The 13,611-nt window shown below is 67.5% G+C and carries 13 protein-coding genes; 6 read left to right on the forward strand and 7 right to left on the reverse strand.

Translation table 11 applies throughout. From position 1 onward, the window contains the following. Window positions 1–68 precede the first annotated feature (68 nt). The 5 genes from NO360_RS02005 to NO360_RS02025 all read right to left on the reverse strand — a co-directional run bounded on the left by NO360_RS02005 (window position 69) and on the right by NO360_RS02025 (window position 5,666). Entirely contained in the window at window positions 69–623 is a 555-nt protein-coding gene (locus tag NO360_RS02005) for a hypothetical protein (protein ID WP_256305700.1), read from the reverse strand. A 114-nt stretch (window positions 624–737) separates the two neighbouring features. Continuing rightward, the gene (locus NO360_RS02010; RefSeq protein ID WP_256305701.1) at window positions 738–1,127 is read right to left on the reverse strand and encodes a hypothetical protein; all 390 of its coding nucleotides are present in this window, start codon (window positions 1,125–1,127) and stop codon (window positions 738–740) included. Window positions 1,128–1,408: 281 nt separating this feature from the next. Beyond that, a complete protein-coding gene (locus NO360_RS02015) occupies window positions 1,409–3,169 on the reverse strand; it encodes a glutamate--tRNA ligase (protein WP_256305702.1) in 1,761 nt (586 codons plus the stop codon). A gap of 90 nt (window positions 3,170–3,259) precedes the next feature. Next, window positions 3,260–4,306 (reverse strand): geranylfarnesyl diphosphate synthase, encoded by a 1,047-nt coding sequence (idsA3, locus tag NO360_RS02020; protein WP_256305703.1) that lies wholly within the window; start codon window positions 4,304–4,306, stop codon window positions 3,260–3,262. Between the two features lies 1 nt (window position 4,307). Beyond that, window positions 4,308–5,666, reverse strand: a complete 1,359-nt coding sequence (locus NO360_RS02025; protein WP_256305704.1) for a ribonuclease J — start codon at window positions 5,664–5,666, stop codon at window positions 4,308–4,310. Between the two features lie 405 nt (window positions 5,667–6,071). Here NO360_RS02025 and NO360_RS02030 point away from each other — a divergent pair, with 405 nt between their 5' ends. The 5 genes from NO360_RS02030 (at window position 6,072) to NO360_RS02050 (ending at window position 9,566) form a co-directional block, all read left to right on the forward strand. Beyond that, on the forward strand, window positions 6,072–6,305 hold the full coding sequence (locus NO360_RS02030) for an LSM domain-containing protein (protein ID WP_256305705.1): 234 nt from the start codon (window positions 6,072–6,074) through the stop codon (window positions 6,303–6,305). Beyond that, window positions 6,302–6,478, forward strand: a complete 177-nt coding sequence (locus NO360_RS02035; RefSeq protein ID WP_256305706.1) for a 50S ribosomal protein L37e — start codon at window positions 6,302–6,304, stop codon at window positions 6,476–6,478. The genes NO360_RS02030 and NO360_RS02035 overlap by 4 nt, the downstream gene beginning before the upstream one ends. Window positions 6,479–6,621: 143 nt before the next feature. Beyond that, complete coding sequence (locus NO360_RS02040; RefSeq protein WP_256305707.1) at window positions 6,622–7,230, forward strand: MogA/MoaB family molybdenum cofactor biosynthesis protein; 609 nt, start codon at window positions 6,622–6,624, stop codon at window positions 7,228–7,230. Window positions 7,231–7,586: 356 nt separating this feature from the next. Continuing rightward, complete coding sequence (ilvD, locus tag NO360_RS02045; protein WP_256305708.1) at window positions 7,587–9,344, forward strand: dihydroxy-acid dehydratase; 1,758 nt, start codon at window positions 7,587–7,589, stop codon at window positions 9,342–9,344. A 57-nt stretch (window positions 9,345–9,401) separates the two neighbouring features. Continuing rightward, window positions 9,402–9,566, forward strand: a complete 165-nt coding sequence (locus tag NO360_RS02050; protein ID WP_256305709.1) for a putative quinol monooxygenase — start codon at window positions 9,402–9,404, stop codon at window positions 9,564–9,566. A gap of 160 nt (window positions 9,567–9,726) precedes the next feature. Here the strand turns inward: NO360_RS02050 and NO360_RS02055 are convergent, their stop codons facing one another. Both NO360_RS02055 and asd read right to left on the reverse strand, forming a co-directional pair. Continuing rightward, entirely contained in the window at window positions 9,727–10,209 is a 483-nt protein-coding gene (locus NO360_RS02055) for a redoxin domain-containing protein (protein WP_256305710.1), read from the reverse strand. A 301-nt stretch (window positions 10,210–10,510) separates the two neighbouring features. Continuing rightward, window positions 10,511–11,545, reverse strand: a complete 1,035-nt coding sequence (gene asd / locus NO360_RS02060; protein WP_256305711.1) for an aspartate-semialdehyde dehydrogenase — start codon at window positions 11,543–11,545, stop codon at window positions 10,511–10,513. Window positions 11,546–11,754: 209 nt separating this feature from the next. On the opposite strand from asd, the gene NO360_RS02065 reads away from it, so the two are divergent. After that, window positions 11,755–13,605, forward strand: coding sequence for an acetyl-CoA carboxylase biotin carboxylase subunit (locus NO360_RS02065; RefSeq protein ID WP_256305712.1), 1,851 nt, complete (start codon window positions 11,755–11,757; stop codon window positions 13,603–13,605). Window positions 13,606–13,611 lie beyond the last annotated feature (6 nt).

Below are 13,611 nucleotides of genomic sequence, written 5' to 3' on the forward strand. Positions count from 1 at the left end.
CGGCGCGGGCGGGTAAGGACGTTCCGGATCGTGGGCTCCGCGGGCGCGGTGGATCCGGTCTCGTCGGGTTAGAGCACCTGCCGCTGCTCGGTGAACGTGACCGTCCCCCCCTCGGTCTCGACGGTCGTCTGGATCGTGATCCAGCCGTCCTCGTTCTGCACTGCCAGCCCCTCCTGGAACGACAGTTCGACCTGTCGAGTCGTCGTGTACGACTCGCCGGGGCCGAGGGTGCCGACGGGCTCCTCGCCGCGCCAGACCTCCTCGCCGTCGGTCCCCTGTCCGGCGAAGATTCGGCTGTAGACGGTGACGCCCTCGGCGGTCGAGTCCTGTTGGTTCGTCAGCGTCGAAGTGACGTTCCGACAGGTGGTGCCGCACTCCTCGACGTTCTCGATGACGAACCCGAAGGGCGGCGTCGGCGTCGCCGTCGGTGTCGCGTCGGCAGTCGCCTGCGCGGCGTCGCCGTCCTGGGCGGTCTGCGTCGCCGCTCCCGGCGCCGACGTCGCGGTCGGGAACGGCTCCGAATTGGCTTCGCCGCCGCCGGGCAGGGCGTCCCCGCCGATGACGACGGCTCCTGCCACGACCGCGACGAGAAGCGCCAGGACGACGAGCGGTGTTCCGTTCATCCGTGGACGTGTTCGATACGGCTGCCTCCGGCGTGGGACAGCGCTTGTGTGGTCGTTGCTGCGGACGGGAGCCGCATAGGCCTACTGGTGTCGGCGGGGGAACTCGCCGTCACGTCAGCCGTCGCTCCTCTCGTCGCCTTCATCCGCTTCGTCGTCGCTTCCGGCGGCTTCGTCCCCCTCGTCGCCGCTCGTGCCGGCGTCGGTTCTCTCGTCGCCGTTCCCGGCCACGTCGCTCACCGCGTGCCCGAGCGAGTCGAGGGAGCCGTCGAGGAACCCGTCGACGAGGCCGTGGATCTCAGACACGAAGTCTGGGACCGCGCTCGGCAGTTCGTCCGGCGGGCCGGCCTGTCCCGCTGCGCCGGATCCGGCGCGCTCGGACGCGTCCGCGGCGGCCGCCGCGCCGCCGTCGTCTGCCGTGGCTGTGCTTCCCGGTGTCGCGGCCGCCGCACCCGTCGCTGCGAGGAGCGCAGCGAGCGCGACGGCGAGTAGCGTCGTTCGGTTCATCGTCGATCTCCACCCGGAGCACGCGGTCGAACGCACCTAAAGCGGTAACTCGTTGAACCCGGGTTCGCCCCGGTTTCAGCGCCGTTTTATCGGAGTTAGCGTGGATTGAACCGGATTTGAACGAGCGAAACCCCCGTCAACGGGTTCGACTCTCAGTAGGCCGGACACCTGGACTCGCGCGACGACGAGCGGGGTGCGCCGGACGCGGGCTTCCGCGATCGGACGGGGACAGAATCGAATGCGTCAGCCGCGACCGCGACGCCGGCGTCGGGTCGCACCCGTCAGGGATGCGTCCAGTAGGTCACCGACTCCGCCGCGCCGTGGTCGTCGACGCGCGCGAAGCCGATCCGCTCGAACTGGATCACGTCGTCGACGCTCGTCGCCCCGAAGTCGGGTTCGGCGACGCCGCCCACGTCGCCGTCGGGCGTCCGCATCCGCACGTCGACGTTGTCCGCGGCGGGCACCCAGTGAACGACGTCGACGTCGCCGTCGCGGACGACCTCGATGCCGTCGTCGGTCGCGACGAGGGACCCTCCGTCGGCACCCGTTCCGTCGCCGGCCGCCTCCGCGTCCCCGCTCGCCTCCCGCCGGACGCACGCGTACCCCTTCAGCCAGACGCGCTCGCCCGGTGCGGGGACGTCGTCGGGTTCGAGGAGCACGCCGTCGGCGGCGGGGATCGTCCGCTCGCCGCGCTCCTCGTGGTCGGGATGTAGCGGCGGATGGCCGGCGTCCGGGCCGCCCTCGACGTCGAAGCGCTCGCCGTCGCGGACGAGGAAGTAGCGCTCGGCGTCGTCGTCGACGAGTTCGCGGTTCGCCGCGTAGATCGAACTCATCGAGAGGTCGACGTTCGAGGTCGACGTGCCGAGGCCGATCAGCGCGTCGACGACCGCCTCGCCGCGGATGCCGCGACGTCGGAGGCTCTTGAGAGTGGGCGCGCGGGGGTCGTCCCAGCCGTCGAGTTCGCCCGCGTCGATCTTCTCCTTCAGCGTCGACGTCGAGAGCTTCACGTCGTAGGCGTCGACCTGGACGTGCCCCCAGTGGATCACCTCGGGGTACTCCCAGTCGAAGTAGTCGTAGACGAACCGCTGGCGCTTCGCGGAGTCCTGCAGGTCGATCCCGCGGATGATGTGCGTAACGCCCGTGAGGTGGTCGTCGACGCCCGACTGGAAGTCGAGCATCGGCCAGCATCGATACTCCGAAGCCTCCTCGCGCGGGTGAGGCGTGTCGATCATCCGGAACGCCACCCAGTCGCGGAGCGCGGGGTTCTTGTGCTCGATGTCCGTCCGAACGCGGAGGACCATCTCTCCGGAGTCGTAGGCGCCGTCGACCATCGCCTCGAACTCCTCGCGGACGGTCTCGGCGTCCTTCTCGCGGTGCGGACACGCCTCGCCGCTGTTCTTCAGATCCGAGAACGTCTCGCCCGAGCACGAGCAGGTGTACGCGCCGCCGGCGTCGATCAGCTCGCGGGCGTGCTCGTAGTACGTCTCCAGACGGTCCGAGGCGACGATGACCTCGTCCGGTTCGAAGCCGAGGTAGTCGATGTCCGCTAAGATCGCGTCGTAGGCCGCCAGATCCGGCCGCTTCGTCTCGGGGTCGGTGTCGTCGAAGCGGACCACGAACGACCCGTCGTAGCGCTCCTTGTACGTGCCGATGACCGCGGGCATCCGCGCGTGACCGATGTGCCACGGCCCGTTCGGGTTCGGCGCGGCGCGCATACGAACCTCGTCGTAGTCGTCCACGTGGGGGAGATCTGGGAGGTCGTGCTCGTCTTCCTCGTCCTCGGCCTCGATCTCGGCGAGCTCCGCCGGCGCGAGGTCCGCCAGTCGGTCGCGTTTCTCCTCGGTCGAGAGGTCGTTGACGCGGGCGACCACGCCGCCGACGACGCCCGGGATCTCGTCTCCGTGCGGCCGGAAGTCCGGGTTCTCGCCCATCAGCGGCCCCATCACGGCCCCGACGTCGGCGTCGCTCTCGTACTTGACCGCGTTGAGCAGCGCGTGCTTCTCGGCCTCGCGCTCGACGCGCTCACGTAAGTCGTCGTCCATTACGCGTCGGTGCGTCCTCCCCGGTAAAAAGGGGGTCGGATTAGGGGTGCGCGAGGCGATCCGACGGCCGCGGCGGACCGTCGCACTGTCCTAATAGCCGCGCGTGATCAGGTAGTCCGCGATGTCGCCCAGCAGCGCGCGGGCGTCGTTGTCCGGGAGGACTTCGAGGTGGCGCTTCGCGTTCGCGGTGAGCTCCTCGGCCTTCGCCTCGGCGTACTCAATCGAGCCGACGGCGTCGAGCTCGGCGACCGCGGACTCGATCTCCGCCTCGGAGACGGAGTCGACGTCGTCGGTCCCGACGAGAGAGTTGACATCGACGCCCTGCTGACGCGCGTGCAGCGTGATGAGCGTCTCCTTGTTCTCGACGAGGTCCGAGCCGCGCTGTTTCCCCAGTTTCTCCGAGGGGACCGTCAGATCAAGCACGTCGTCCTGGATCTGGAAGGCGCGCCCGGAGTCGATCCCGTAGCGGTAGAGCGCCTCGACGGTCTCCTGGTCGGCGTCCATCAGGGTCGCCGCCGTCGCCGCCGCGGTCCCGTAGAGGACCGCGGTCTTCAGTTCGATCATGTCGAGGTACTCGTCTGGGAGCACCTCGGTGCGCCCTTCGAACTCGATGTCGAGGGCCTGTCCCTCGCAGATCTGGGTGCACGTCGTCGCGAGTCGTCTGATGGCCTCCAGTCCGTTCGCGGGGTCCGCTCCCGTCTCCGAGAGCAGCTCGAAGGCCTTCGCGTACAGGGTGTCGCCCGCGAGGATCGCGGTCTCGGTGTCGTACTCCTTGTGGACGGCGGGGACGCCGCGACGGAGGTCGTCGTCGTCCATGATGTCGTCGTGGATCAGCGTGAACGACTGGATGACCTCGATGCTCGTCGCGGCCGACATCACGTCGATCTCGGAGCCGTCGAGCGCCGGGAACGCGTGGTAGTCGACCGACAGGGGTTCGACGTCCGCCAGCGCCTCCGCGGTCAGGAGCGCGACGGTCGGACGGAGCCGCTTGCCGCCGGCCTTCAGCAGGTAGCGGGTCGCCTCGTAGAGCCGCTCGGGCGACTTCATCGGGACGTCGTCGTCGAGCGCCTCGTTGACGAGCTCGCGCCGCTCCGCGATGGCTTCGAGCACCCGCTTCTCCGCCGCGTCCGAACTCATCTCACTCCACCAGCTGGATCATATTCCCGTTCCGCGTGACGTGCAGGTCCCGGCCGAGCGCGTAGCCCTGTGACTCCGCGAGATCGACGTACGGCGAGAAGCCCTTGAGGTTCTGGTGGGCGGGGATGACGTGCTGCGGTTGGAGCGCGTCCAGCATCTGGTAGTGGCCCTCCTCGCGCAGGTGGCCCGAGACGTGGACCTCGTCGTAGATGCGCGCGCCCTGCATCTTCAGGAGCCGCTCTGACTGGTAGCGCTGGCCCTCGTTCGTGGGCTCCGGGATGACCCGGGCGCTGAAGATGACCTTGTCGCCGTCCTCGATCTCGTAGGGGGTCTCGCCGCGACCCATCCGGGTGAGCATCGCGCGCGGCTCGCCCTGGTGGCCCGTGACGACGGGGAGGAAGTTCTCCTTTCCTTCCTTCATAATCCGCTTGAACGTGCGGTCGACGGACTTGCGGTGACCGTACATCCCGACGTCGTCGGGGAAGTCGACGAAGCCGAGTCGCTCCGCGGTGCCGGAGTACTTCTCCATCGAGCGGCCCAGCAGGACGGGTTGACGGCCGATGTCCTTCGCGAACTCGACGATCGAGGAGACGCGTGAGACGTGCGAGGAGAAGGTCGTGGCGACGATCCCGCCGTCGTAATCCTCGACCGAGCGGATGGTGTCTTCGAGGTGGTTTCGCGCGTGCGATTCCGAGGGCGTTCGGCCCTTCCGGCCCGCGTTCGTACAGTCCTCGATGTAACAGAGGACGCCGTTGCCCTCGCGACCGATCTCGCGGAAGCGCTCCATATCGATCGGGTCTTCGAGCACCGGCGAGTGGTCCATCCGCTTGTCGAGGCCGTAGACGATCGCGCCCTCGGGCGTGTGCAGCACCGGGTTGATCGCGTCGATGATCGAGTGGGTGACGTGGACGAATTCGAGTTCGACGTTGCCGGAGTCGCCGATCGACATCGTCTCGCCGGCCTCCATCTTCACGAAGTCGTTGTCGAAGCTCCCGCTGAACTTGGTCTCGTCCTCGACCTGCTGTTTCGCCAACTCGACCGTGAACGGCGCGGAGACGACCGGCGCGTCGTACCGGTGTGCGAGCTTCGAGATCGCGCCGATGTGGTCGAGGTGACCGTGCGTCGGCACGATGGCCTGCACGTCGCCCTCGAGGTCGGACATCACCCGGTCGTCCGGGATCGCGCCCATATCGATCAAGTCGAGACTGTGCATCTTTTCGGTCTCCACGTTGTCGTGGATGAGGACCTGACTGAGGTTCAGGCCCATGTCGAAGATGACGACGTCGTCGCCCGCGCGAACGGCCGTCATCTGTCGACCGACCTCTTCGTATCCGCCGATTGTCGCAATTTCGATTTCCATTGTTGGATCCGAGCATCGAAAGCCACTGGTAGGGGCTGGTGTCGCCCGTCTGTCGTGGCGAGGGTGCTCACTCAAACGTCCCGCCGTGGAGGACGGCCGCCCTGTCGGAGAGCGACGCGTCTCGGGACCGATCGGCCCCGGCGTCTTACAGCGCGTCGGTCGTCGGTCCCGCGTGCTCCGATCGGTTCGGAGCACTTGCCCGCGGGAGTTCTGGTACTGGACGGTTCACGACCGGGGACTAAAAACTATCCGGGTCTGCGCTGCGGTCGGCGATCCCGTCGCCGGTCCGATATCCGCGAGCCACCGTCGGGGTCCGACCGAAACTGTGGAACCGACACGCGCCGGCGGGTCTGGTGACGCGGTATGTCCGGCACATTTAATACCGAAACGGGCGGCGCTTGGGGTATGAGCGGACGACCCCTCGACGTTCTCGAAGCCGCACTCGAAGACGTCGTCACGGTCACGTTGAAGGACGGCACCGCATACTACGGCACCCTCGCGGGCTACGACCAACATATGAACGCCGTCCTTGAGCCTCCGATGGACGTCGAGGACGTCGCAGTCGGCGAACTGGAGGTCACAGCGGTCGAAGACACAACGATTATACGCGGCGATAACGTCGTGACGATACAAACATGACGGGCGCAGGAACCCCCAGTCAAGGAAAGAAGAACAAGACGACGCACGTGAAGTGTCGCCGCTGCGGCGAGAAGTCCTACCACGTGAAAAAGAAGGTCTGCTCCTCGTGCGGCTTCGGCAAGTCGGCCAAGCGCCGCGACTACGAGTGGCAGTCGAAGACCGGCGACAACTGACTGCGGCGGTCTCTCCTCCGTTCCGTTCTCACTCGACCGTCGAGGGTCGTCCTCGGTCGCCGTTCCGATCTTCTGTGTGACACCGTGTCACCCATCGCACGAAATGGCGGACACCTTTGCCGACGGAGCGACAAGCGCCTGGTATGAGCGACGAGCACCACCACGACGGGACACGCGAACACGACGACACGACGGGACACGACCACGACGAGACGGGAGGTCACGGCGATAGCGGTCCGCACGGTCACGACGACCACCACGCGCACGACGTCAGTGCACTCAGCGCCGCCGTCGTCACCGTATCCACGTCGCGGACGCTCGAGGAGGACCCCGCGGGCGACGCCATCGCGGCGGCGTTCGAATCCGCCGACCACGACGTGTCCGTCAGAGACGTCGTCGAAGACGACTTCGACACGCTCCAGTCGACGGTCGATCGGCTCGTCGACCGCGACGACGTGGACGCGGTCGTCACCACGGGCGGAACGGGCGTCACGCCGGACGACGTCACTATCGAGGCGGTCAGCGCCCTCTTCGAGAAGGAACTCCCGGGGTTCGGCGAGCTGTTCCGCCGCTACTCCGAGGACGAGATCGGGACGCGCGTGGTCGGCACGCGGGCGACGGCGGGCGTCGTCCAGGGGGTGCCCGTGTTCTGTCTCCCCGGCAGCGAGAACGCGGCCCGGCTCGGGAGCGAGGAGCTGATCGTTCCGGAAGCCCCGCACCTCGCCGGCCTGGCGAGGCGGCCGGAGGAGTGAGGCGTCGCGAGCGAAGTCTTCGTCGTGGCTGGTCGACGGCGGCTGCGAGGGCGACGGCTCCGAAGCGTCTCGTTGGCGAACAGTCGACACCCGCTGATACTGATTACTCTCGTCTCTTCCCGCCGAGCGCCGTCAGCGGGGGTGACGCTCGGGGGCAAAAGTGAGAGTAATCAGTATGAGGCGGTAGCCCCAATCTCCGCGCCGGCGTGTCGAGCATCCGCGACTCGACGCGGAGTGACGTTCAGATCACGACCCATCTGGCCCCGGTTTCGTACGTAAACCCTCGTCGGGGTCGACTCCGGGACGAGAGGCGGGTATGCGTGGCCTTTTAATGCCGCTGCGACCACCGTTGGAGTATGAGCAAGCAGGAACCACCCGAACGCGAGGACGGCGCGGACGAGGAGCCGTTCTCGACCGGCAAGGACCCGGACCTCCCCAGCACGGACGTCACGGAGGGGCCGGACAAAGCGCCCCACCGCGCGATGTTCCGCGCGATGGGGTTCGACGACGAGGACCTCGGGTCGCCGATGGTCGGCGTCGCGAACCCCGCCGCCGACATCACCCCGTGCAACGTCCACCTCGACGACGTCGCCGACGCGGCCATCGAGGGCGTCGAGGAGGCCGGGGGGATGCCGATCGAGTTCGGGACGATCACCATCTCCGACGCCATCTCGATGGGCACCGAGGGGATGAAAGCGTCGCTGATCTCCCGAGAGGTCATCGCCGACTCCGTCGAACTCGTCGCCTTCGGCGAGCGGATGGACGCGCTCGTCACCGTCGCCGGCTGCGACAAGAACCTCCCGGGAATGATGATGGCCTCGATCCGGACGGACCTCCCCTCCGTGTTCCTCTACGGGGGCTCGATTATGCCGGGCCAACACGAGGGTCGCGACGTGACCGTCCAAAACGTCTTCGAGGGGGTCGGCACCTACGCGGAGGGCAAGATGAGTGCCGACGAACTCGACGACCTCGAACGGCACGCCTGCCCCGGCGCCGGCTCCTGCGGCGGGATGTTCACCGCCAACACGATGGCCTCAATCTCCGAAGCGCTCGGTATGGCCCCGCTCGGCACCGCCGATCCGCCCGCCGAGGACCCCGAGCGCTACGACGTCGCGCGGCGGTCCGGCGAGGCCGTCCTCAACGCCGTCGAGAACGACATCCGGCCCTCGGACATCCTCTCGAAGGAGTCCTTCGAGAACGCTATCGCCCTGCAGGTCGCGATCGGGGGGTCGACCAACGCCGTGCTCCACCTGCTCGCGCTCGCCGCCGAGGCGGGGATCGACCTCTCGATCGAGGAGTTCGACGAGATTTCCAGGAAGACGCCGAAGATCGCGAACCTGCAGCCCGGCGGCACGAAGACGATGAACGACCTCCACGAGGAGGGCGGCGTCCCGATCGTGATCCGCCGGCTCCTCGACGCGGGGCTGTTCCACGGCGACGCGATGACCGTCACCGGACGCACCATCGAAGAGGAACTCGACGAACTGGACCTGCCGGGCGACGACGAGATCACCGGCGACTTCATTTACACCGTCGACGACCCCTACCAGGAGGAGGGCGCGATCAAGATCCTCACGGGGAACCTCGCGCCCGACGGCGCGGTGCTGAAGGTGACGGGCGACGACAAGTTCCACCACCAGGGCCCCGCGCGGGTCTTCGAGAGCGAAGAAGAGGCGATGCGGTACGTCCAGGAGGGTCACATCGAGTCCGGCGACGTCATCGTGATCAGGAACGAGGGGCCGCAGGGCGGCCCGGGTATGCGCGAGATGCTCGGCGTCACGGCCGCGGTCGTCGGACAGGGCCACGAGGACGACGTCGCGCTCCTGACCGACGGCCGCTTCTCCGGAGCGACCCGCGGTCCGATGGTCGGCCACGTCGCACCCGAGGCAGCGGTCGGCGGCGCGATCGGGCTCGTGGAAGACGGCGACGAGATCACCGTCGACATTCCCGAGCGCGAGCTCTCCGTCGACCTCGACGACGCGGAGCTCGAAGCGCGGCGGGAGAACTGGGAGCCGCGTGAGCCGGCATACACGTCCGGCGTGCTCGCCAAGTACGGCACCGACTTCGGGTCGGCCGCGAACGGCGCGGTGACGAACCCCGGCGCGAAGGAGTAGCGGCCCTCCGCGGACGTTAGCCAGGTCTTTTCGCTCTTGCTTGGTGCTTCCCGGACGGTGACCGTGCGGCAGGCGTCTTTTCCGATCACCCCCGAGAAGCGTTCCGAAGCGCTGGACCTTGGGGAAGACCTCCTCGAACAGTCGAACCAGGAGGCGGGAGCGATCGACTATCAGGCGGCGACGGACGTCCGAGACGAGAACACGAGCAGGTTCCTCGAGTAGTACGAGGACGTCGAGGCGTCCGAGCCCTACCAGACTGAGCACGTCCAAGAGTTCGAGGCCGCGCCGGAAGGCTGCTGGCGGGCGAGCCGGGGGCGTCAGATTCGACGCGGAATCGGCCTCCGAACTCGAGCTGTAGTCGTCTCGCGGACCGGGAGGCCGCTCAGAGCTTCCGCACCTCGGCGAGCAGTTCCTCGTAATCGGGTTCGTTCGTCGGGTCGTCGGCGACCCAACTGTAGGCGACGATCCCCTCGTCGTCGAGGACGAACACGGCGCGGTTGGCGATGCCGTACAGTCCCAGATCGGGGATGTCCATCGTGAGGCCGTACGCCTCGATGGTGTCGCCGTCCATATCGCTCACGAGGTCGAACTCCAAGTCGTACTCGTCGGCGAACGCACCGAGCGAGAACGCCGAGTCGGCGCTCACGCCGAGCAGCGTCGCGCCCGCGGCCGCGAAGTCGTCGTGGTGCTCCTGCAGCGCCACCATCTCGTTGGAACACGGGGGAGTGAACGCACCGGGGAAGAACGCGAGCACGACGGGACCGTCGCCGAGGTGGTCGGCGAGGTCGAACGACTCGTGGTCGCTGCCCTTGTACGTCGCAGTGAACGTCGGTGCCTCGTCGCCGATCGCCAGTGAGGATGTCATTGCACTAGCGGGATTCGGTCGCCACTGACGAAAAGATACTGGGTCAGATGTTCGGGTCCCGGTGCTGCCGCCGTCGCGGACCGGCGAGCGCGTCGAAGAAGAGCCTAATCCAGAAAACGGAACATCTCCGGGTAGCGTGACCAACGTGAGGCGCTCACGGTCGTCGCAAGCGGCTGTCGCGTCCGAGGGGTAGTCCCGCCCGGCTCGCCTCGCGGCTTTTTCCCTCCAGGTTTTTGCGCGGTGGGTTCCCGCAGCGAACGCAGTGAGCGAGGAAACCCACCGCTGGAAAAAAGGTGGGTTCCTAGACCCAGCCCTCTTCGACGAGCAGTTCGCCGTTGAGCAGCGACGCGCCGGCCGCACCGCGGATCGTGTTGTGGGCGAGGCAGTTGTACTGGACGCCGTTCGTGGTCTCCTGGAGGCCGCCGGCGGAGATCTGCATCCCGTCGCCGCGCTCGCGGTCGAGTCGGGGCTGCGGGCGGTCGAAGTCCTCGAAGACGTGGATGAGTTGTTCGGGCGAGGAGTGGAGGTCCGCGCTCGGGTGCTCCCGCATCGCGGCGGCCGCCTCCTCGACCGAGACGTCCTCGGCCGTCTCGGCGAAGACGTTCTCGAGGTGGCCGTCCAGCGTCGGAATCCGGTTGCAGGAAGCGGAGACGTCCATCCCGTGGAGTTCGAGTTCCGCGCCGTCGAACGCGCCGAGAAGCTTCCGCGACTCGGTCTCCATCTTGTCGTCCTCGCCGTTGATGTGCGGAATCGCGTTGTCGATGATCTCCATCGAGGTGACGCCGGAGTAGCCCGCGCCCGAGACGGCCTGCAGCGTCGAGACCTGGACGGCTTCGAGGCCGAACTGGTCCAGCGCCGCGAGCGTCGGGACCATCGTGATCGTCGAGCAGTTCGGGTTCTTCACCAGCGCGCCGTCCCAGCCGCGCTCCTCGCGCTGGATCTCGATCAGATCGAGGTGGCCGGGGTTGATCTCCGGGATCGTCAGCGGCACGTCCGGGGCCATCCGGTCGTTCGAGGAGTTCGAGGAGACGACGTAGCCCGCCTCCAGGAAGTCGGGTTCGACCTCGGCCGCGACGCCCGAGGGGAGCGACGAGAAGAGCAGATCGACGTCGTCGGGGACGGCCGACGGCGACGTCGCACTGACCGTCATTTCGGCGACGTCGTCCGGAATCGGGGTGTTGACGCGCCACTTCGCCGCCTCCCGGTAGGACTCGCCCGCGCTCGACTCCGAGGCGGTGAGCGCCGCGAGTTCGAAGGTCGGATGGTCTTCGAGGAGTTGGATGAATCGCTGTCCCACTGCGCCCGTTGCGCCGAGGATGCCGACACGTACTGACATTACTGTGAGCGTGGGTGACACACACATAAGGCGGTTTGGATTCGCGACGTATTTCACGAACGTTCAAATTCATTTGCGGAACGAACTCCCCGACGGACGAACGGTCAGTTGTGTCGCCGGCGGGACCGTTCGGTGAATCGACGATCGTCGAACACACCTTCGTGCAGAACCGACAGATAGAGGTGGCGCGTTTCAGAACGTATCGGCAAATGTTCAACAAGGTTCTCGTCGCCAACCGCGGAGAGATCGCCCTCCGGGTGATGCGGGCGTGCCGCGACCTAGGCGTCCGAACGGTCGCGATCTACAGCGACGCCGACAAAAACGCCGGGCACGTCCGGTTCGCCGACGAGGCGTACAACGTCGGTCCCGCGCGCGCGGCCGACTCGTACCTCGATCACGAGGCCGTCATCGAGGCGGGAAGGAAGGCCGGCGCGGACGCCGTCCACCCGGGCTACGGCTTCCTGGCGGAGAACGCGGAGTTCGCCCGGAAGGTCGAGATGAGCGAACTCACGTGGGTCGGCCCCTCCGCGGACGCGATGGAGCGCCTCGGCGAGAAGACCAAGGCCCGCGCGCTGATGCAGGAGGCCGACGTACCGGTGGTTCCGGGGACCACCGAACCGGTCGAGTCGGCCGACGAGGTGAAACAGATCGCCGCCGAGTACGGGTACCCGGTCGCGATCAAGGCCGAGGGCGGCGGCGGCGGTCGCGGCCTGAAGGTCGTCCGGTCCGAGGACGAGGTCGAATCGCAGTTGGAGACCGCCCAGCGCGAGGGCAAGGCGTACTTCGACAACGCCTCGGTGTACGTCGAGAAGTACCTCGAAGCGCCGCGGCACGTCGAGGTGCAGATCTTGGCGGACGAACACGGGAACGTCCGGCATCTGGGCGAGCGCGACTGCTCCTTGCAGCGTCGCCACCAGAAGGTCATCGAGGAGGCGCCCTCGCCCGCGCTCGACGCCGACCTCCGCGAGCGGATCGGCGAGGCGGCCCGCCGCGGCGTCCGCGAGGCCGACTACACCAACGCCGGGACGGTCGAATTTCTAGTAGAGGACGGCGAGTTCTACTTTATGGAGGTCAACACCCGGATCCAGGTCGAACACACCGTCACCGAGGAGGTCACCGGCATCGACGTCGTGAAGTGGCAACTCCGAGTCGCCGCCGGCGACGAACTGGACTTCGCACAGGAGGACATCGAGATCGACGGCCACGCGATCGAGTACCGCATCAACGCCGAGAACGCGGCCGACGAGTTCGCGCCCGCGACGGGGACGCTCGAGACCTACGACCCGCCGGGCGGGATCGGAGTCCGCATCGACGACGCCGTCCGGCAGGGCGACGAGATCGGCGGCGACTACGACTCGATGATCGCGAAACTGATCGTCGCCGCCGGGGACAGAAGGGAGTGTCTCGCCCGCTCGGAGCGAGCGCTCTCGGAATTCGAGATCGAGGGGCTCTCCACCATCGTCCCCTTCCACCGGCTGATGCTGACCGACGAGGCGTTCCGCGCGGGCGAACACACCACGAAGTACCTCGACGAGGAACTCGACCGGACGCGGATCGACCGCGCGGTCGAGAAGTGGGGCGCGGCCGACGCGTCGCCGGCGAAGGACGATGGCGAGGGGGGCGACGAGAGCGGTGCGGATGCCGAGGTGACCGAGCGGGAGTTCACCGTCGAGGTGAACGGCAAGCGCTTCGAGGTCAACCTCGAAGAGCGGGGCGCGCCGCCGGTGCCCGACATCGACGCCCTCGGAAACGGCGGGACGGCCGCCGGAAGGGACGGCGGTCCGAGCCGTTCGCGACCGGAGGAAGCGGCCGGCGGCGACGACGGCGAAGTCGTCGTCGAGGGCGAGGGCGAGCAGGTCACCGCGGAGATGCAGGGAACGATCCTCTCGGTCGACGTCGGGGAGGGCGAGGAGGTCGCCGCCGGCGACGTCGTCTGCGTGCTCGAAGCGATGAAGATGGAGAACGACGTCGTCACAGAACGGGGCGGCACCGTCACGCAGGTCCTCATCGAGGAAGGCGACAGCGTCGATATGGACGACGTGCTCGTGGTTCTCGAATGAATGTGA

Origin of the sequence: Halobellus litoreus, assembly GCF_024464595.1 — an archaeon.
In the GTDB taxonomy this organism is placed as follows: Archaea; Halobacteriota; Halobacteria; order Halobacteriales; family Haloferacaceae; genus Haloquadratum; species Haloquadratum litoreum.

Excerpts from the sequence above, each read along its gene's own strand:
- NO360_RS02055 (WP_256305710.1), bottom strand. The coding sequence starts at position 10,209 with ATGACATCCTCACTGGCGATCGGCGACGAGGCACCGACGTTCACTGCG.
- NO360_RS02035 (WP_256305706.1), top strand. The coding sequence starts at position 6,302 with ATGACGGGCGCAGGAACCCCCAGTCAAGGAAAGAAGAACAAGACGACG.
- NO360_RS02040 (WP_256305707.1), top strand. The coding sequence starts at position 6,622 with ATGAGCGACGAGCACCACCACGACGGGACACGCGAACACGACGACACG.
- NO360_RS02005 (WP_256305700.1), bottom strand. The coding sequence starts at position 623 with ATGAACGGAACACCGCTCGTCGTCCTGGCGCTTCTCGTCGCGGTCGTG.
- NO360_RS02010 (WP_256305701.1), bottom strand. The coding sequence starts at position 1,127 with ATGAACCGAACGACGCTACTCGCCGTCGCGCTCGCTGCGCTCCTCGCA.
- NO360_RS02030 (WP_256305705.1), top strand. The coding sequence starts at position 6,072 with ATGAGCGGACGACCCCTCGACGTTCTCGAAGCCGCACTCGAAGACGTC.
- asd (WP_256305711.1), bottom strand. The coding sequence starts at position 11,545 with ATGTCAGTACGTGTCGGCATCCTCGGCGCAACGGGCGCAGTGGGACAG.
- NO360_RS02065 (WP_256305712.1), top strand. The coding sequence starts at position 11,755 with ATGTTCAACAAGGTTCTCGTCGCCAACCGCGGAGAGATCGCCCTCCGG.
- NO360_RS02015 (WP_256305702.1), bottom strand. The coding sequence starts at position 3,169 with ATGGACGACGACTTACGTGAGCGCGTCGAGCGCGAGGCCGAGAAGCAC.
- NO360_RS02025 (WP_256305704.1), bottom strand. The coding sequence starts at position 5,666 with ATGGAAATCGAAATTGCGACAATCGGCGGATACGAAGAGGTCGGTCGA.
- idsA3 (WP_256305703.1), bottom strand. The coding sequence starts at position 4,306 with ATGAGTTCGGACGCGGCGGAGAAGCGGGTGCTCGAAGCCATCGCGGAG.
- ilvD (WP_256305708.1), top strand. The coding sequence starts at position 7,587 with ATGAGCAAGCAGGAACCACCCGAACGCGAGGACGGCGCGGACGAGGAG.